This is a genomic window from Nocardia sp. NPDC050406 (assembly GCF_044459025.1).
Taxonomy (GTDB): Bacteria; Actinomycetota; Actinomycetes; order Mycobacteriales; family Mycobacteriaceae; genus Nocardia.
Genome location: NZ_JBITIM010000001.1, coordinates 634,802 through 653,000 on the forward strand (window position 1 = coordinate 634,802; position 18,199 = coordinate 653,000).

Annotated in this window: 17 protein-coding genes; 9 read left to right on the top strand and 8 right to left on the bottom strand. The window is 67.6% G+C overall.

Annotation, left to right across the window (positions count from 1 at the left end; translation table 11 throughout):
• Positions 1 to 20 precede the first annotated feature (20 nt).
• On the top strand, positions 21 to 845 hold the full coding sequence (locus ACIBH2_RS02910; RefSeq protein WP_397112757.1) for a lysostaphin resistance A-like protein: 825 nt from the start codon (positions 21 to 23) through the stop codon (positions 843 to 845).
• On the opposite strand, the gene ACIBH2_RS02915 is transcribed toward ACIBH2_RS02910, so the two are convergent.
• A complete protein-coding gene (locus ACIBH2_RS02915; protein WP_397112759.1) occupies positions 829 to 2,058 on the bottom strand; it encodes a serine hydrolase domain-containing protein in 1,230 nt (409 codons plus the stop codon). The genes ACIBH2_RS02910 and ACIBH2_RS02915 overlap by 17 nt on opposite strands.
• A gap of 807 nt (positions 2,059 to 2,865) precedes the next feature.
• Between ACIBH2_RS02915 and ACIBH2_RS02920 the strand changes: the two genes are divergently transcribed.
• On the top strand, positions 2,866 to 4,320 hold the full coding sequence (locus ACIBH2_RS02920; RefSeq protein WP_397112761.1) for an aminotransferase class I/II-fold pyridoxal phosphate-dependent enzyme: 1,455 nt from the start codon (positions 2,866 to 2,868) through the stop codon (positions 4,318 to 4,320).
• 32 nt (positions 4,321 to 4,352) lie between these two features.
• On the opposite strand, the gene ACIBH2_RS02925 is transcribed toward ACIBH2_RS02920, so the two are convergent.
• Complete coding sequence (locus tag ACIBH2_RS02925) at positions 4,353 to 4,862, bottom strand: ArsI/CadI family heavy metal resistance metalloenzyme (protein ID WP_397112763.1); 510 nt, start codon at positions 4,860 to 4,862, stop codon at positions 4,353 to 4,355.
• Positions 4,863 to 4,962: 100 nt separating this feature from the next.
• Between ACIBH2_RS02925 and ACIBH2_RS02930 the strand changes: the two genes are divergently transcribed.
• On the top strand, positions 4,963 to 5,322 hold the full coding sequence (locus ACIBH2_RS02930) for an Rv2640c family ArsR-like transcriptional regulator (protein ID WP_397112765.1): 360 nt from the start codon (positions 4,963 to 4,965) through the stop codon (positions 5,320 to 5,322).
• Between the two features lie 53 nt (positions 5,323 to 5,375).
• Complete coding sequence (locus tag ACIBH2_RS02935; RefSeq protein ID WP_397112767.1) at positions 5,376 to 6,623, top strand: site-specific integrase; 1,248 nt, start codon at positions 5,376 to 5,378, stop codon at positions 6,621 to 6,623.
• 7 nt (positions 6,624 to 6,630) lie between these two features.
• On the opposite strand, the gene ACIBH2_RS02940 is transcribed toward ACIBH2_RS02935, so the two are convergent.
• From ACIBH2_RS02940 to helR, 3 genes are all read right to left on the bottom strand, one after another.
• Entirely contained in the window at positions 6,631 to 7,281 is a 651-nt protein-coding gene (locus tag ACIBH2_RS02940) for a class I SAM-dependent methyltransferase (RefSeq protein ID WP_397112769.1), read from the bottom strand.
• A gap of 108 nt (positions 7,282 to 7,389) precedes the next feature.
• The gene (locus ACIBH2_RS02945; RefSeq protein WP_397112771.1) at positions 7,390 to 7,887 is read right to left on the bottom strand and encodes a pyridoxamine 5'-phosphate oxidase family protein; all 498 of its coding nucleotides are present in this window, start codon (positions 7,885 to 7,887) and stop codon (positions 7,390 to 7,392) included.
• On the bottom strand, positions 7,857 to 10,064 hold the full coding sequence (helR, locus tag ACIBH2_RS02950; RefSeq protein ID WP_397112773.1) for an RNA polymerase recycling motor ATPase HelR: 2,208 nt from the start codon (positions 10,062 to 10,064) through the stop codon (positions 7,857 to 7,859). Before helR ends, ACIBH2_RS02945 begins: the two co-directional genes overlap by 31 nt.
• Before the next feature lie 256 nt (positions 10,065 to 10,320).
• On the opposite strand from helR, the gene ACIBH2_RS02955 reads away from it, so the two are divergent.
• From ACIBH2_RS02955 to ACIBH2_RS02965, 3 genes are read left to right on the top strand one after another with little or no spacing between them, the layout of a single operon-like run.
• A complete protein-coding gene (locus ACIBH2_RS02955) occupies positions 10,321 to 10,740 on the top strand; it encodes a hypothetical protein (protein WP_397112775.1) in 420 nt (139 codons plus the stop codon).
• A 15-nt stretch (positions 10,741 to 10,755) separates the two neighbouring features.
• Positions 10,756 to 11,253, top strand: coding sequence for a class I SAM-dependent methyltransferase (locus ACIBH2_RS02960; protein ID WP_397112777.1), 498 nt, complete (start codon positions 10,756 to 10,758; stop codon positions 11,251 to 11,253).
• Between the two features lie 46 nt (positions 11,254 to 11,299).
• Positions 11,300 to 12,022, top strand: a complete 723-nt coding sequence (locus ACIBH2_RS02965) for a TetR/AcrR family transcriptional regulator (protein WP_397112779.1) — start codon at positions 11,300 to 11,302, stop codon at positions 12,020 to 12,022.
• Here the strand turns inward: ACIBH2_RS02965 and ACIBH2_RS02970 are convergent.
• Positions 12,019 to 13,008, bottom strand: coding sequence for a diiron oxygenase (locus ACIBH2_RS02970; protein ID WP_397112781.1), 990 nt, complete (start codon positions 13,006 to 13,008; stop codon positions 12,019 to 12,021). The genes ACIBH2_RS02965 and ACIBH2_RS02970 overlap by 4 nt on opposite strands.
• A 243-nt stretch (positions 13,009 to 13,251) precedes the next feature.
• Here ACIBH2_RS02970 and ACIBH2_RS02975 point away from each other — a divergent pair, with 243 nt between their 5' ends.
• Both ACIBH2_RS02975 and ACIBH2_RS02980 read left to right on the top strand, forming a co-directional pair.
• Positions 13,252 to 14,568 carry a family 1 glycosylhydrolase gene (locus tag ACIBH2_RS02975; RefSeq protein WP_397112783.1) on the top strand — a complete coding sequence of 439 codons (1,317 nt, stop codon included), beginning with the start codon at positions 13,252 to 13,254 and terminating at the stop codon, positions 14,566 to 14,568.
• Positions 14,569 to 14,712: 144 nt separating this feature from the next.
• The gene (locus ACIBH2_RS02980; RefSeq protein ID WP_397112785.1) at positions 14,713 to 16,044 is read left to right on the top strand and encodes a family 1 glycosylhydrolase; all 1,332 of its coding nucleotides are present in this window, start codon (positions 14,713 to 14,715) and stop codon (positions 16,042 to 16,044) included.
• A 67-nt stretch (positions 16,045 to 16,111) separates the two neighbouring features.
• Here the strand turns inward: ACIBH2_RS02980 and ACIBH2_RS02985 are convergent, their stop codons facing one another.
• Both ACIBH2_RS02985 and ACIBH2_RS02990 read right to left on the bottom strand, forming a co-directional pair.
• Entirely contained in the window at positions 16,112 to 17,644 is a 1,533-nt protein-coding gene (locus ACIBH2_RS02985) for an FAD-dependent monooxygenase (RefSeq protein WP_397112787.1), read from the bottom strand.
• 126 nt (positions 17,645 to 17,770) lie between these two features.
• Entirely contained in the window at positions 17,771 to 18,178 is a 408-nt protein-coding gene (locus ACIBH2_RS02990; protein WP_397112789.1) for a hypothetical protein, read from the bottom strand.
• Between the last annotated feature and the right edge of the window lie 21 nt (positions 18,179 to 18,199).

The window sequence follows — 18,199 nt, forward strand, 5'->3', positions numbered from 1 at the left end:
GAGCCGCTACCGTGGACGGGGTGCGTATCGCCTCGCGAATGGACAAGATTCTGCTGATCGGCGGGGTCGCCCTCTACCTTGTTTCGCTGACGATTCTGGTCGGCACGGGGCATACCCAAGTGCGCTTCTCCGGGGACGGCGAGCAGACGCGGGCGATCTGGTTGCTGTGGTTGTCTCCGCTGGCCGGGCTGTGTCTCGCGTGGCTGGTGCCGCCGCGGGCGCCCGCGGCGGACGCCTTTCTGGGCAGTGACTCTCGTGTGGTCACCCGGAATGCGTGGGTGCTGGTCGGCCTCGCGGTGGCGTTCACCGTGACGCTGTTGCTCGCGCCGAGGACGGATTGGTGGTTCGTCGGGCCGAAAGTGCTGTTGTTGGTGGTCATTCCGGTCGCGCTGCGAATCGTCACGTGGCGGGAGTGGGCGGGGTTGGACGTGCGCGGACGGTGGCTGCGGCCGCTGCCCGCGGTGGCCGCGGCCGTGCTGGTGACGTACGCGCTCTGGCCGGATCGGGAGGATACGGTCCCCGATGCGCTGACCATCGCGGTGGTGTTTCTGCTCAATGCCGTGATCGAGGAAGTGTTCTACCGCTTCTGGCTGCAGACTCGTCTGGAATCCCGCTATGGCCGCTGGCCCGCGATTCTGCTGACCAGCGTGCTCTGGGCGTCGTGGCATATGGCGATTCTCGGTGGCGGCGGCCTGGCCGTGGATTTCGCCGCCGTCGTCGTCAATATCGGTGTCACGGGGCTGTTCTTGGGTTATCTCTGGTCGCGCCACCGCAATCCGTGGATGGTGTTGCTCATGCACGGGCTCATCAACGCGCCCCTGTCGATGTTCATCGCACGGGGGTGAATGTTTCGGAGATCTGGGCTACGAGCTGCCACGGGCGGTCGGTATCGGCCACGGCCTTGCCGGTGGTGAGGATCGCGCCGGACAGTCCGCGGGCGGGGTCGGCCCATCCGTATTGGGTTGTCAATCCGCTACGGCCGAAATGGGTTTCGGTATGGCGGCCGAATTTCGAGCGGCGTCCGCCCAGTTCGTAGCCCGCCGTGGAGACGCGTCCTGCCGCACTGGGAATCCACCGGGCGGGGCGCACGGCGGTGGCCAGCGTCTCCGGGCGCATGATCCGTACGCCGTCCAATTCGCCGCCGCGCGCGAGGATTTCGTAGAAGCGCGAGAGTTCGTACGCCGTGGTGACCAGGTTGCCGGAGGGCAGTTCCGCGGTGAGGAACGCCCGCTCCGCCGCGGCGTCGGTCGGTCCCGACAAGCCCCCGCCGAGCGCCTTCCCCGCCAGATGCCGCCATACGCGAGAGGGCCCCGGGCCGACCTTCACGCTGGGCGCCACCAGATCCACGTCCTCGGGGCTCACCCCGAAATTCGTCCACCGAAACCCCAAGGGCTCGAGCACCCGTTCCCGCAAATGCTCCCGCATCGGTTTCCCCGTGGCCCGCCGCACCAACAGCCGCTGAATCAACCCGCTGGTCAACGCGTGATACACCCGCAGCCGCCCCGGCCGCCAACTCGGCCGCAAATCCGCCAGCGCCCGCACCGCCAACTCCTCGTCCAACACCAGCTCCGCCCCGCGATACGGCGGGGTAATGAACGGCACCCCCGCCGCGTGCGACAGCACATCCCCGATGGTGATCCGTTCCTTCCCGAACCCCGAGAACTCCGGAATGTGTTCGCACACCGGATCTTCCAGCCCGAACACCCCGTCCTCGATCAGCATGAACATCACCGCCGCCGACACCCCCTTGGCCGTCGAGAACCCACAGATCGGCGTCTCGGTCGTCACCGCCCGCTTCTCCACCTCCGGTCCGTCCCAAGGCCCATTCCCCCACGCGTGCCCAATGGCCCGGTTCAACACCACCTCCCCCTCCCGCCGCAAACACACCTGAATAGCAGGCGTAGTCCCCATCCGATACCACTCACGCACCGACGCCCAAACCCGCTCGACCGCCCTCGGATCCACCCCGACGCCCCCGGCATCCCCCTCGACCCCCACCGTCGTCACCGCATCCACATCCGGTCCAACCAGCACCATCGACGTCCTATCAGGGCTCATCCGACCAGGATAGAGAGAACCGACCAGTACCCCAGGTCAGGCGTTACTCCGCTGGACACCGATCTCGAAGTCGATCCTTCGGAACCTGGGCTGGCTCCGCACAGTATTCGTGCAGGTCGAAGACGTCACCGTCCACGATCGGGTGGCGCTGACGCGCTGCGAGAGTGGCCGGTCGGATTGGTTTATCGGGCCGAGTCGCGGCTATGGCGGCGGCGTTGGAATGGCTCGAATGCGGTTGGAGGGAGCGGGGTCATGGCGCTCATGTTCGCGGTGGGGGTTGGGGTGGCGGCGGTTGTTGGGGTTTCGGGGGGTGGAGAGTACCGGGATTCGGATTATCCGCAGCCGGGGAGTGGGTTGCCGGGGGGTTGTGTGTTGTTGTGCGAGTACGGGGCGGACCATGGCGGCGCGGGGTGGGGTGCGCCGGGGGGTGGTGGGCTGGGGTGGAGTATGCCGTTGGATGAGGGCCCTCGGGAGTCGCCGTTCGGGGTGATGGGCGACTGAGCGGGGGTGCTGGAGGGTTGCGCGGGGGTGAGGTTGTGGGTGTGTCCGCGCGATCTCGATCATGTTTGTTCCGATTGGCATGGGATGTCGCGGGATTCGGCACGTCGGGTCATGGGTTTCCGGGAGTTCGCCGATTTAGGGTGTGGGGGTCGGGTGCGGGGATCCGAGTGTGCCCGACCGGTGGGGAAGTCTCGTCCGGGTCGTCGTCGACTCCGCTGCGTCGTTGCGACGGCCGGACGAGGCTTCGCGAACGGTTGCTCCCGGTGTGCGGGTGTAGGGGGTGCGTCGGGGGGTATGCGATAGCTGATGGATCACTCACGTGCACCGATGTTGGATGCGCTGGCCGACTACCAGCGCTTGGGACGCTATGGCTTCACCCCGCCGGGGCATCGGCAGGGCCGGGGCGCGGATCCCCGGGTCGCGGAGGTCCTCGGCCCGGCCATGCGTGCCGATGTGCTGGCGGGGCCGGGACTCGACGACCGTTTGGCTCGGGGGAAGCTGCTCGGGTCCGCCGAGGAGCTGATGGCCGATGCGGTCGGCGCGGAGCTGGCGTTCTTCTCGACCTGCGGCAGTTCGCTGTCGGTGAAGGCGGCCATGATGGCCGTCGCGGGCGGGGACGGCGGACTGATCCTGGGACGCGACAGCCACAAGTCGATCGTCGCCGGGCTGGTGTTCTCGGGCGTGCAGCCATATTGGATCACGCCGAGATGGGATGCGGAGCGGCACTTTTCGCATCCGCCCTCGCCGCAGCAGGTGGAGCGGGCCTGGGAGCTGCATCCGGAGGCGGCTGGAGCGCTCATTGTCAGTCCGAGTCCCTACGGCACCTGTGCCGATATCGCCGCCATCGCCGAGGTGTGCCATGCGCGGGGCAAGCCGTTGATCATCGATGAGGCGTGGGGCGCGCATCTGCCCTTCCACGCCGACCTGCCGACCTGGGCCATGGACGCGGGCGCGGATGTCTGCGTGGTGAGCGTGCACAAAATGGGGGCCGGATTCGAGCAGGGTTCGGTATTCCACGTCCAGGGCGATCTGGTCGACCGGGACCGTCTGAAGCTCTGTGCCGACCTGCTCATGACGACCAGCCCGAATGTGCTGCTCTACAGCGCCATGGACGGGTGGCGCAGACAGATGGTCGAGCAGGGCCACGAATTGCTCGACGCCGCACTCGAAACGGCGCGGTACGCCCGCCGCAATCTCTCCGCCATCCCCGGCATCTCGGTGATGGAGGACGAGCTGCTCGGCGTGGAGGCTTCGCACGATCTGGACCGGTTGCAGGTCCTCATGGATGTCTCCGCCACCGGCGCGACGGGATACGAGATCGCCGATTGGCTGCGTGAGAACCGCAGAATCGACCTGGGGCTCTCCGATCACCGACGCATCCTCGCCACCCTGTCGATGGCGGACGACAAGACCACCATCGACGCCCTGGTGGATGGACTCGCCGCCTGGCGGGTTCAAGCGAAACAAGCCGCGCCACCGGATATTCGACTGCCGTCACCGCGTGATCTGGAGTTGGAGACGATCATGTTGCCCCGCGACGCCTTCTTCGGGCCGTGCGAGACGGTGCCGATCGACGAGGCTCCCGGCCGCATCGCCGCCGAACAGGTGACGCCATACCCGCCCGGGATTCCCGTGATCGTGCCGGGTGAACTCATCGACGTGGCGGTGGTCGAATACCTGAAATCCGGTGTCGAGGCCGGGATGAACGTCCCCGACCCGGCCGATTCGACCCTCGCCACGCTGCGCGTCGTCGCGCTGTGAGGGCGGCTAGCGAGGCTTGACCGCGGTGATGGTCAGCCGCAGCAGCTCGCGCCGGACGCGACGGCGCGCTTCTTGGCGGCACTGCCGCAGCACGCGTCCTCGACCTCGGCGTCCTTCGCGGTACCGCAGCACGGACCGTCTTGCGTCTCGGCGAGGGCCGGTGCGGTGCCGAAGGTTTCGCTGTCGGCCAGCACGGTGTAGACCTCCCACCGCTCCGCATCGGGGCCGGTGACCCACACTTTGTCCTGGGTGGCGAAACAACACGTGGTCGCCATCTCCTCCTCGGTGAACAATCCGGCGGTCGAGAGCCGGGCGATCTCCTCGTGGACGCGGTCGGAGGATTCGACCTCCACGCCGAGGTGATTGATGCTGCCGCCCTTGCCCGGGTTCTCCAGCAGCACCAGCTTCAGCGGCGGTTCGGCAATGGCGAAGTTGGCGTAGCCGGGCTTGCGCTTGGCGGGCTCGGTATTGAACAACGACGAGTAGAAGCCGACCGCCTGGTCGAGATCGTCGACATTGAGGGCGAGTTGGATGCGAGACATGGCCGAAACCTCCAGTTGTGAGACATATATCGAAGAACTTGCGACTCCGAGTCTGGCCACCTTTTCGACATATGTCAATACTCCGGGTACTGTCGATCTCATGCCGAAGGCTCTCCCCGTAATCGACATGTCCGCACCGGTCTGCTGCCCACCGGTGGCCGCCGGACCGGTCGACGACGCCGCCGCACTGGAAGTCGCGTTGCGGCTCAAGGCAATCGCCGATCCGGCCCGAGTGAAACTCATGTCCCTGCTGCTCACGACCGGCAGCGGTGAGGAGACGACGGGCGACCTCGCCGCGACCGTCGGCTTGGCGGAGTCGACGGTGAGCCATCACCTCGGCCAACTCAAGAAGGCGGGGCTCGTCGAATCCGAACGCCGCGGCATGAACATCTACCACCGCGCCCGCCGCGACGCCCTCGCCGCCCTGTGCGTGGTCCTCGACCCCAACTGCTGCACCTGATTCAGCGCCGCGCCGCCGTCGTGCCCGGTCCGGCACCACCTAGGCTGAACGGCGTGACCAACCCCGTGGCGAACGACGACCAGGCAGACAACGGCGGTGACGCGAAGGCCGTTGTGGCGGTGCCGGAATCGGTCCGCAGCGAGTTGCGGCGCGGCGTGGGCAGTGTGCTCGTGGACGCGGCCGCGCTGCGGTTGGTGCGAGAGCGGTTCGACGACGTGCAGGCGGGGGCGCTGCGGCGATACCTGGAGGCATCGCAGTCGGCGAATACGTTGCGGGCGTACCGATCCGATTGGATCGGGTGGGCCGGGTGGTGTGCGGCCGAGGGGCGGCAGGCGCTGCCCGCCGACGCGCTGGACGTGGCCGTCTACCTCGCGGCGGCGGCCGATGCGCGGCGCGAGGGTGGCGAGTGGGCGTTCAGCCCGGCCACCTTGGAACGGAAGGCGGCGGCCATCGCGGCGGTGCACGCCGCCAATGGATTGCCCTCCCCGACCCGCTCGGACGTTGTGCGGTTGACACTGCGGGGTATTCGACGAACCCGGCGAACCCCACCCACCCGCAAGCGCCCGGTTCTGCTGCACACCCTCGACCAGTTGCTGGCGCACTTGCCCGCGCCGGGCTGGCCCACCGAACCGGCCCGCCGCCGCGACGCCCTCGCCCTGCTCATCGGATTCGCCGGTGCACTGCGCCGCAGTGAGCTTGCGGGACTTCGGGTTTCGGATATCCGCGTCCAACTCGACCACGCCACGGGCGAACCGGTCCTCCTGGTGCATCTGCCCACCACCAAGACCGACCCGACCGGTGTGGCCGAACAACGCGTCGCCCTCCCCCGCGGCCAGCACCCGCACACCTGCCCCGTCTGCGCCTTCGCCGACTGGGTCCGTCTCCTCGAAATCCACACCGCCGGAGGCACTCTCGCCGCCCGCGCCTGGCTCACCGACCATCCCCGCGCCGATGCCGCCATCCACCGCTGCCACGGCTTCACCGGCACCCCCCTCACCACCACCCCCGACCTCCCCCTCTTCCCCACCATCACCCGCCACGGCGGCATAGGCGACAGCCCCATGTCCGGCCGAGCCATAGCCGAACTGGTGAAGCGCTACGCCGCCCGAGCGGGCCTGGACCCCGCCCTCTTCTCCGGCCACTCCCTGCGCGCGGGTTTCGCCACCCAAGCCGCCCTCGGCGGCGCGAGCGACCGCGAAATCATGCGCCAGGGCCGCTGGTCCAACCCCCGCACCGTGCACGGCTACATCCGCACCGCCAACCCCTTGGAAGACAACGCGGTCACCAAACTCGGCCTGTAGTGCGGTATCAGAGAGGCTTGCGCGCCCAGGTGATCACATAGAGCCCGCCCCGGTGACGTTCCGTCCCCACGCCGCTAGTCAATTCGGCGAGGTCTTCCCAGGGCTTGCAATCCACTCGGCCCAGCACGGTCAGCGAGCTGAGTGTGCGAAGGACCGGTCGGAGAATGCGCGGTCGTTCGGGTACGAAGCCTTCCGAGATCACCAGTGTGCCGCCGGGCGAGAGACGTGACCAGGCTTGGCGCAATGCGGTGTGTGGGTTGGGGATTATGGCGTAGGAGAGGCCGAAGAAGATCGCGTCCGCTTCGTCGAAGCTGGTGGGGGCGTGCGCGTCGTCTCGGGCCAGGATGACGTTGTCCCAGCCGTGCTCGGTGACCACGCGGCGGGCGCGTTCGAGCATTCCCGGCGAGAGGTCGATGCCGATTACCTTGCCGGTCGGTCCGACCGCTTCGACCAGCAGCGGTAGATGCGCTCCACTGCCGCAACCGATTTCGACGACATTCTGCCCCGGACGCAGTTGTAGTCGAGCCACGGCGGCACGACGCAAACGCGTCGTGACCGTCATCGATCCGACCAGGAACCGGTAGATCGGCGCGATCCGGTCGTAGCGTCGGCTCACCTTGCCGACGCCGCTCGCCGAACCATCCGCGGTTGGACTCATTGCCCGCTCCCCCCACCGGCACCAAGCCGGGCTTGGACCGACAAGGCTATCCCACTCGACGCCCGGCCGGTCACGTTCTGGATGATTCAGAGCCGATATGCCGGAGGCTCAGGTGTTTTCGCGTTCGGCGCGTTGGCGGATGAGTTCCTCGACGGCGGTGGGGAGGGTGTTGTCGAAGTCGATGAGTTTGGCCCAAGTGGGGGTGATGACTATGCGGACCATGCCGTCGTAGAGGGAGCGGACTTCGGCTTCCCATGTGACGCGTTGTTCGGGGGTCATCTGGTAGCTGCCGTTGATTTGCAGGTATTCGTCGGGGATGCCGTCGACGACGTCGAGTTCGGCGCGGCCGCGCAGGAGCAGGATGGCGGGTGGGTGGACCTCGGTGTCGATGGTGAGGGCCACCATCGGGTTCTTGCGCAGGGCGGGGAGTTTCGGGGCGTTCTTGGTGGTGCAGAGGACGATTTCGGTGCCGTTCCAGGTGAAGGAGATCGGGATGCTGCGGGGCGTGCCGTCCAAGGCGACGTAGGCCAGGCGAGTCACGTCGCGGGACAACAGTTCCCGGCTGAGTGGGCGGTTCAGGATTTCGGTGATGACGTGCTGTTCCATGGGGATCGCTCCTGGATTTCGGTGAGGCCGGAGAGCATGGGCGGCAGGGGGTTCTGGTGCAGGACGCCGAGGCGTTGGGTGGCACGGGTCAGGGCCACGTAGAGTTCGGCCGCGCCGCGTGGGCCGTCGGCGAGAATGCGCTCCGGTTCCACGACGAGGACGGCGTCGAATTCGAGGCCCTTGGTTTCCGAGGCGGGCACCGTACCGGGCAGGCCCGGCGGACCGATGACGATGCTGGTGCCTTCGCGAGTGGCTTCCTCGCGCTCGAATTCCTCGATGGCAGCGGCGAATTCGGCCTCGGGGAGCTGCCGGGACCAAGGGCTCACGCCGCAGGCGCGGACCGATTCCGGTGGCTGGACGCCCGGCGCGAACTCGGCGAGCACTCCGGCGGCGACCGTCATGATCTCCGCCGGGGTGCGGTAGTTCACCGTCAAGGAGCGATACACCCAGCGGTTGGGCACGTACGGGTCGAGCATCGCGCCCCAGGACGTGGCTCCGGCAGCGGAGCGACGCTGGGCCAGGTCGCCGACCACGGTGAAGGACCGACCGGGACAGCGGCGCATGAGGACGCGCCAATCCATTTCGGACAGCTCCTGCGCCTCGTCGACCACGATATGACGGTAGGTCCAATCCCGGTCCGCGGCGGCGCGTTCGACGAGTTCGCGGGTATCGCGTTCGAGGAAACGCTCGGCGAGATCCTCGGCGTAGAGCAGGTCGGTGGCGTAGAGGTGGTCCTCGTCGTCCATGGAATCCTCGCGGCCGGTCATGAGATCCAGCACACCGGCGGCGTATTCGGCCTGGGCGCGACGCTCGCGCTCGGCGGCGTCGTCCTCGGACTTGTCGCGACCGAGCAGATCGACCAACTCGTCGAACAGTGGCACATCCGAGACCGTCCACGCCACGCCGTCGGCCCGCCACAGCGCCTCGTCGGCGCCCGCCGCACGCAACCGCTCCCGCGACGAATACAGCTGCGCCAACAGGGTTTCCGGCGTCAACACCGGCCACAGCTCATCGAGAGCCGCGGTGAAGGCGTCGTGTTCGGCGAGTTCGGCGAGCAGATCCTCGCGCATCTGCTCCCACGCCTCCCGGTCCGACCGGGTCAACCAGCCCTTGCCGATCCGGGCGATCGCGCGTTCGGTGAGCACATAGGTGATGATCTCGCGGAACACCGCCCGCGCGGCATTGTGCGGCAGCCCGCTACCGCGCGCCTCTTCCCTGGCCCACTCCGCGGTCTCGGCATCGATCCGCAGCGCCACATCGGACAATTCGATCGGCAGCGGCTCCTCCGGCACCCGCTGGCGATCCGCGATGGCCGCCGCGAGCACCTCCAGAATCTTCAACGACCCCTTGGCCCGCGCCGCCTCCGGCCCGTCCTCGGCGGTGACGCGCAGTCCGGGCACGAAGTCGCCGGTCGTCATGAACACCACATCGGATTCACCCAGCGACGGCAGCACGCGCCCGATGTGGTGCAGGAACGCCGGATTCGGCCCCACCACGAGCACGCCATGGCGTTCGATCTGCTTGCGCTGCGTGTAGAGCAGATACGCCACACGATGCAGTGCCACCACGGTCTTACCGGTACCCGGCCCACCCTCGATCACCAGCACACCCGGATGGTCGAGCCGAATGATCCGATCCTGCTCGGCCTGGATCGTCGCGACGATATCGCGCATGCCCTGACCGCGCGGCGCGTTGACCGCAGCGAGCAGCGCCGCGTCCCCACGCTCCTCGCCGCCCGGGCGACCGAGCACCTCGTCGGTGAAATCGACCACCTCGCGCCCGCGGGTATGGAACTGCCGACGCCGACGCATACCCTCCGGGTTCGCGCCGGTGGCCGTGTAGAACGCCCGCGCCGCCGGTGCCCGCCAATCGAGCAGCAGGGGTTCGAACTCGTCGGCCTCGTCGTAGATCCCGATGCGGCCGATGTAGGAGTGCTCGCCCGAGAGCGTGTCCAGCCGCCCGAAGCACAGCCCGTTGTCGGCCACGTCGAGGCGCTTGACCTCCTTGGCCAGCGCACGCACCTCGGCATCGCGGTCCACGAGCGTGCCGCCGTGTCCCCGCAAGGCCGCCCCGTACTGTCCCTTCACCCGCGCGCGCTCGGCATCGAGCCGCGCGTAGAGGCCCGCCACATAGCCGCGCTCGGCCCGCAATTCGTCCTCGTATCCCTGGATAGACACAGGCCTCCATTCCGCAGCTTCCGACATCGACCAGCGATTCTGCGCCATCCCCGGGGCCTTGCCGCAAGCCCCCGGGTGCGATATATGTTGAAAAGGGAAGGGATTCGTCGGACCGTTCGGTGCCGACGGCTATCGCGAAATCCGCCGCCTCGGCGACCAGTCACTCCATCGGATGATTCCGTGCTGCCGACCATCAAACGATCATGATGTAAACCCATCCTTGACACGGCTCATGGTGTCAAGGCAACATTTACACATGGATGAAACCCACCCCCGCGACCCCGCCGAAGAGCGCGCGATTCTCGCGAAACTCCTGTCCGCCAACGCCGAACTCGTCGCCGAGGTACTGCACCCGGCCGACGGCAAACCGGCCACCTCCGTCATGGCCGCCCTGCGCGCCGCTCGCAGCCTCGACGGCGTGGTCGACGATGTCCTGCGCACGCTGGTGCAGCAGGCGCGCGCCGAGGGCCACACCTGGGCCGAGGTCGGCGAATTGTTCGGCACCTCCCGACAGGCCGCGTTCCAGCGCTTCGGCGGTGGCGGCGGATTCGTGACTCCCCCGCCGATGCCACCCATGCCCGAGATGCCGCCGCTGCCGAAAATGCCGCCCATGCCGGACTTCTCGGACATGATGCCGCCGCACATGCCCGGCTGGCCCAAGCCGCCGGGCCGCTGAGGCGAAGGCACTCCCATGACCACCGCCGCGGCCCCACCCCGTGTACGCAGTGAACGCGCACTGCGACGCCTGTTCACCATCGCCCGGTGCCGTTTCGCCGAGGACCGCCTGGCCGAGGCGGTGTCGGCGGGTATCGACCAGGTGGTGCTGCACGGCCCCTGTCTGGACACCTTCGCCCGTCACAACCCCTATCCGCACGTCCGAGTGTTCGAGGTGCGACATCCGGACCTCGAACACGCCCTGGCCGCAGTGGATTTCGACTCGCGGAAACCGTCGTTTCTCATCTGGCTCGACGATGCGCCCGCACTGGGCACCACGCTCCGCTACGCCGGTACCCTGGCGTCCGGCACACAGATCGTCTTCGACCGCACCGACGTGGCAACACCCTTGTGCGACAACGGTTTCGATGTACTCGCCGACGTCGATACCGCGACTCTCGCCGCACGCTACCTCGACCTTCCCCACAAGCCCGAGCGCGCTGGCCCCCGCGTGGTCCACGCCATCCGCCGCTGACCGCGCGAGACCCAGGGCCGCATCTTCAATGTTTTAGACTCGGGCGGTGTCGAGCGCCGAAACCACCGCGTCGACCGCCCTCGGTGGGCGGCAGGCCCGCTGGCAGCCGCACAACGAGAGCAGACGCGAACTCCTCGTCGCCGCGACCATCGAACTGCTCGAGGAGACCCCGGCCGGAGCCGAGGTGTCCATGCAGCAGATCGCCGAACGCGCCGGATTGGCGAAATCGGTGGTGTACCGGCAGTTCTCCGGCCGCGACGAACTCGATCGACGAGTGCGGACCGCGGTGTGCGAGCGCTTCACCGACACCCTGGACGACGCGCTGAACGTGGCGTTCGGCTCCATTCGCGAAATCCTCACCCGTGCCGTCGACACGGTCGTGGACTGGTTCGAGAACCATCAGCGGCTGCACGATTTCCTGCGCAAAGGCCCCGCCGTCGGCGATCCGGACGATCTCGATGCCGCCACCAGCCTCGCCACCGCCATCGCGGCCCGCACCCGCGATCTGGTCTCCGGCCTGGCCGGTGTGGTCGGCGTGGTCGACGAACCGGCCGTCGACACCATGACCTTCGCCATCGTGTCCATGGTCGAGGCGACGGTGACCCGGTGGACCCGCGATCCCGAACCCGCCCTGAGCCGCGCGGACCTCATCACCACGGTCACCGGATACGCCTGGAGCCTGCTCGACGCCGTGGCCCGCGACCACGACCTCGCCCTGGATCCGGACCGCCCACTGCTCGAGGTGCTCAGCGAGCTCGCCGCACCTTAACGCCGCGTCCCGCGCTCCGGCTCGCTGCGATACCGCGACGGCGCACCGTCGATGCGCATCAACGCCCACAGTTGCTTGGTGACCGGATTCATCAACCCCAGATCGGTGGCGAGCTTGCGCATATCACCGAAGTAGCCCGACAGAATGCGGCGCGACTGCGGAGCGCCCCAGAACGCCTCGCGCATGACCTCGTCGGGAATGTCGAACTGCCGCGCGAACGAGCGCGGCGGCGACATGATCTCCCCGGCCAGCCAGCGCATGGCGAGCGGAAAAGCCACCGCGCACACCGCCTTCGACGCGGCGTTCATATGCGCCAGGTGCGCGGCGAGGAACTCCCCCGCGAACGAGATGTGGCGCGCCTCCTCGGCGATGTGAATCTCCATGGTGCGCAGCACTGCGGGCGGCACCGAGTCGCCGTCGCGAATGAGCGCCTTCTGATAGTGGTCGATGGGCTCCTCGCCACCGAGAATGCCGATGAACAGAATGACGTGCGCGTACCCACCGGCGACACCGATGAACGGCGAGAGCGCCTTGAACAGCCGCCGCATACCGGGCACATCCACGCCGATGCGGTTCACCAGCTCCTGGAACATCTGGATGTGGTTGCATTCCTCGGTCATCTCGTGCAGGCAGTACCTGAACTCCGGAGAACCGTTGGGCAGCTTCATGATGTACTGCATCATGCCGCGAATGAGCACGCTCTCGAAGGCCGCGCCGACCTTGATGACATTGGCTATACGCCATTTGCCGATCTCGATCTGCCGCTCCAGCGGCAGCTCCTGATACCAGCGCGTCGCGCCGAGCGGATCGTATTCCGGCGAGAGCACCCACCGCGGATCGTTGGGGTCGATCGCGAATTCCGGTGCGTCCCAATCGATATCCAGATAGGGATCGAAACGGCGGTGAACCGAGCCCTCGGACAGGGTCGCCAGCGCGTCCCGGTAGTCCTGGTCGAACAGTTCGCCAACCGATTGCGACAGCGTCATCGATGTCTCCTCGTTCGGGCCGACCGGTGAGTCGAACGGTCGGCGCGTCACTATCGAGAATATATGGGACTCGGAGTCCCACACAACCGTTCCACGGGAACTTCTCGTGTTGGCCCACATTTTTGGACGAATGCCCAGTACCCTTCGCGACAGGGCGACACGCCGGATCGGCGTGGCCGGGTCCGACCGCGCCGACCGACTAGCTTGGCCCTGCCAGAATCCGCCGTTCGGACGAGGAGTCCCATGCGCCCGCACACCCGCCGTCAGGTCCTCGCCGCCCTCGCCGGGGCCGCGCTACTCGCCGCCACCGGATCGGCCGCGGCGGCGCCCGCCCCATCGACCGTGCCGCCGCTGGGCGACGACTTCTATTGGGGCGTATCGGCTTCCGGATTCCAGTCCGAAGGCCATGCGCCCGACAGCAATTGGACCCGCTACATCGCCAGCCACCCCGACTACGACCGCTACGGCGACAGCGTCGACTTCTACACCCGCTACGCCTCCGATATCGCGCTGGCGAAGAACCTGGGCGTGAACGTCTACCGCATCGGCATCGAATGGGCGCGCCTGCAACCGAGTCCGGGTGTGTGGGACGAGGCCGGATTCCGGTTCTACGACGCGGTCATCGACGCCATCGAGGCGGCGGGCATGCGGCCCATGCTCACCCTGGACCACTGGGTGTACCCGGGCTGGGAGCTCGATCGCGGCGGGTGGAGCAATCCGGCCATGCTCGACGACTGGCTGACGAATATGCGAAAAGTGGTGGACCGCTACGCCGCTCGGAATCCGCTGTGGGTCACCATCAACGAACCGGCCATGTACCTGATGAACGAGACCCGCAACGGCGGGTTGGCCGCCACCGACATTCCGGCCATGCAGGAGCGACTCATCGCCGCGCACAACGGGATCTACGACTACATCCACCAGGTGCGGCCCGGCTCCATGGTCACCAGCAATGTGGCCTACATTCCCTCTGTCGACAATGCCATCAACGGCGCGATGCTGAACGGCATCGCCGCGCGGTTGGACTACGTCGGCATCGACTACTACTACGGCCTGTCCCCCGATTCGCTGACGGCGGCCCCGAACGCGCTCTCGCAGCTGTGGAAGATGCCGTTGCAGGCCGATGGGATCTACTACGCGCTGCGCCATTTCGCCCGCATGTTCCCCGGTAAGCCGCTATATATCGTGGAGAACGGCATGCCCACCGAGAACGGACTGCCGCGCGCCGACGGGTATCTGCGCGGGGACGATCTGCGCGACACCATCTACTGGATCCAGCGCGCCAAGGCCGACGGCATGAACATCATGGGCTACAACTATTGGAGCCTCACCGACAACTACGAATGGGGTTCCTACACACCGCGTTTCGGCCTCTACACCGTCGACGTGCTGACCGATCCGAACCTGACGCGCCGACCCACCGACGCCGTGGACGCCTACCGGGCCATCACACGCGACGGCGGCGTTCCGGCGGATTACCTGCCGACCCGTGCTCCGGCGACCTGCTCGCTGGTGGACGCGCCCTCGAGCTGTTCGGAGCCGGTGACCGTGCCACGGTGACGCGACGGTACGGAAACCGACGACACGCGCGCGGCTGCACCGAGATTCAGCTATCTGACAGCTACTCTTTCCGGAAGGCGACTCCAAACCAAGCGGTCCAACGGTTTGGCCAGCCAGGAGATTGTCCCGGAAACAGGAGTCCCGATGCGATCACGGCCGCGCCGCACCGTTCAGACCGGACTCGCCGCGACCGCGGCCTTTCTGCTGGTGACCGGCCTCGCCACGGTGAATCCGGCACCCGCGGCCGCGGCGACTCGCAGCGTACTCGGCGAGGATTTCCTGTGGGGCGTGGCGGCCTCGGGTTTCCAGTCCGAGGGCAACGCGCCCGACAGCAACTGGCTGCGCTACATCGACGAGAAGGGCTATGAGCCCTACGGGGAATCGGTCGACTTCTATCACCGCTACGCCTCGGATATCGCCCTCGCCGCCCATCTGGGCGCGAAGGTCTTCCGCATCGGCATCGAATGGGCGCGCGTCCAGCCCGAACCCGGGGTGTGGGACGAACAGGCGTTCCGCTACTACGACGCGGTGGTCGCCGCGATTCTCGACGCCGGAATGCAACCCATGCTCACCCTCGACCACTGGGTCTATCCGGGGTGGGCGGCCGATCGCGGCGGCTGGCAGGATCCGGCCATGGTGGAGGACTGGCTCACCAATGCCCGCCGGGTCGTGGACCGCTACGCGGACTGGAATCCGGTGTGGGTCACCGTGAACGAGCCGGTCGCCTACATCATGCACGAGGTCCGCCACAACGGCACCGACGCCGGACAGATGCTGGATCGAATCGCGCAGGCGCACAACGATATCTACGGCTACATCCATCGGGTGCAGCCCGGTGCGCGGGTCACCAGCAATGTCGGCTACGTGGCGGGGGCCGAGGCCGAGGTGAACGGCCCACTCATGGACCGTATCGGCGAACAGCTCGACTTCATCGGCGTGGACTACTACTTCGGCTACCAGCCGCCGGACCAGGTCGCCGCGCACCGCCCCGACGGCTCGGTCCCGCCGCCGCAGGGCATGTGGGACCTGCCGGTGCGGCCGGAGGGCATCTACTATGCGCTGCAACACTATTCGCGCAAGTTCCCGGACAAGCCGCTCTATATCGTCGAGAACGGCATGCCCACCGAGAACGGCAACCCGCGCGCCGACGGCTACACCCGCGCCGACCATCTGCGCGACACCGTCTACTGGATTCAACGCGCCAAATCCGATGGCATGAACATCATCGGCTACAACTACTGGTCGATCACCGACAACTACGAATGGGGTTCCTACGCACCGCGTTTCGGCCTCTACACCGTGGATGTGCAGAACGATCCGGAGCTGACGCGGGTGCCCACCGACGCGGTGGACGCCTACCGCCGCATCATCACCGCCGACGGGCTGCCCCTCGACTACCGGCCGGTGCGGGAAGTCTCCGACTGCGGCCTGGTCGATCCGCCCGCGAGCTGCGAAACCCCGGTCGACGCACTCTGACGAGAAGCGTCGACCGGGACGGCGGAAGGCGTTGCGGTGCGACGACTCCCGCTGTCGCACCGGACCGCTAGCTCGCCCGCACCGGCTCGCCGAACCACGTGGCGAGCGCCTCCCGCAGTGCGGCGGTATCGGTGGCCTCGTCGCCGCTCGCGGCCCAGGCGATGTAGGCGTCCGGGCGGATCAGCAGCGCGTCGGCCGGTCGGTCATCGGTCTTCGCGGTGACAATGTCGATGCGCGGCAACCATTCCCGCGCGACCTCCCGCAGCTCCGCTCGGTCGGCGAGGTCGAGCAGGACCGGGCGCGCGTCGCGCATGAGCTCGGCGACGCTGGTGACACCCGCGTCGGTGTGCAGCGTGCGGTCGCTGGCGAAGGTGCCCGCCAACGCGTGCTGATCCGTGCCGGGCATCGGATAGCGAATATCGGTGCCGCCGACCAGGGCTCCCAGCCGCTGCTGCGCCGACGCGTCGGTGAGCAGTTCCTCCACGACCGTGCGCAGCGCGTCGGCCGCCGGATCGCCGCCGCGGCGCAAAGCCACCTGCGCACGCGTCTGTAGCCGGGCGCGCGCACCGGCGAAATGACGTTCGTCGTGGTAGGTCTCGAGCAGGCCGTCCGGAGCCCAGCCCTCGACCGCGGCGGCCAGCTTCCAGGCCAGATTGACGGTGTCGGTCATGCCGACATTGAGCGCGGTGCCGGTGGCCGGGAACAGGTGCGCGGCGTCACCGGCGACCAGCACCCTACCCGCGCGGTACCGCTCGGCCTGGCGATCTTGAAAAACGTAGCGCGACAACCGCATCGGATCTCCCAGCGGCAGATCCGCGCCGAGGACGCGTCGAATGCTCTCCTGCACCTCGGGCAGGGTCAGCGGCTCGTCGTTGTCGTAGTCGCGGCCCTCGTCCTCGGAGGTCTGCAGGAACAGGATCTCCGGCGTGGCGTGAATCGCGAACTGGCCGCGGTCGGTTCGGGTGAAGCCCGCCGCGATCCGACCGATCCCGGGCGCTTCGAGATCGCCGTTGTCGTGCACCGTCACCGAATCCGGCGTGGTGACCTGAGCCAGTCGGTTGACCTCGATCAGCGTGGTGCCGGAGAACTCGATACCGGCCAGCGCGCGAATCGGGCTGCGGCCGCCATCGCAGCCGACCAGATAGCGCGCCGTCACCTGGTACGGGCCCTCCGGTCCGCGCACGTCGACGGCGACGGTGTCGTCGTCCTGGTCGAATCCGACCACTTCGTGTCCGCGTCGAATCTCGGCGCCGAGTTCCTCGGCGCGCTGGGCCAGCACCTGCTCGATCGCCAGCTGCGGAATCGCCAGCGCCCGCATGGGCGCGTCCGCCATCTGGGTGAGGTCGAGATACACACCGCCGAACGGGAATCGGGAAGGCGGGTACGGACCGCCCGCGGCTTCGAAACGCTCCAGCAGACCTCGGTACCGCAGCAGTTCGAGGATGCGTCCGCCCAGCCCGCTGGCCTTCGGGGTCTCCCGAGGCTGGGGGTACTTCTCCAGGACGAGTGTCCGCACGCCGACCAGACGCAATTCGTTGGCCAGCATCAGGCCCGTCGGGCCAGCGCCCACCACGATCACGTCGGTTTCCACTACTCGCATGTATTGCACTCCCATTTGCGCGGATTCTGGCCTAGGGCAGCGATTCTGCGGCATACCCGGGGTCTTGCGGCAAGTGGGCGGTTGCGTTATACCTTGAAAAGGGAAACGAGTAATGTTCTCTTCTTGCTAACCGAGCGTGAACACATTCGCCGTTCCGCTCACCACGGTGTCGCCGCTGTCGACCAGCGCCACCCGCACCTGCACCGTCTGCCCCGCCGACAGCGGCGCGTTCGAACCATTCGCACCCACGAGGGTCACCACGGTCGCCTGACTGCTGCCGTCACAGGTGACGGCGCTCTGCGTGCCGCTGGCCGAGGGGCTTTCGGCATTGGGGTCGCCCACCAGCGCTTTGACCGCGACCACTCCGGCCGAGGCGTCGCAGCTGTAGTCGACGCCGACATTGGCCGGACCGACACCGGTGATATCGATGGAATTGGCGGCGTGGGCCGGGGTCGCGGCCGATACGACGGCCGCACAGGTCGCGCCGAGCACGGCGGCGATGAGGGCGGGGCGGGAATTCCGGGAAGTCAGCATGGATCGTCGTCCTCCTGCGTA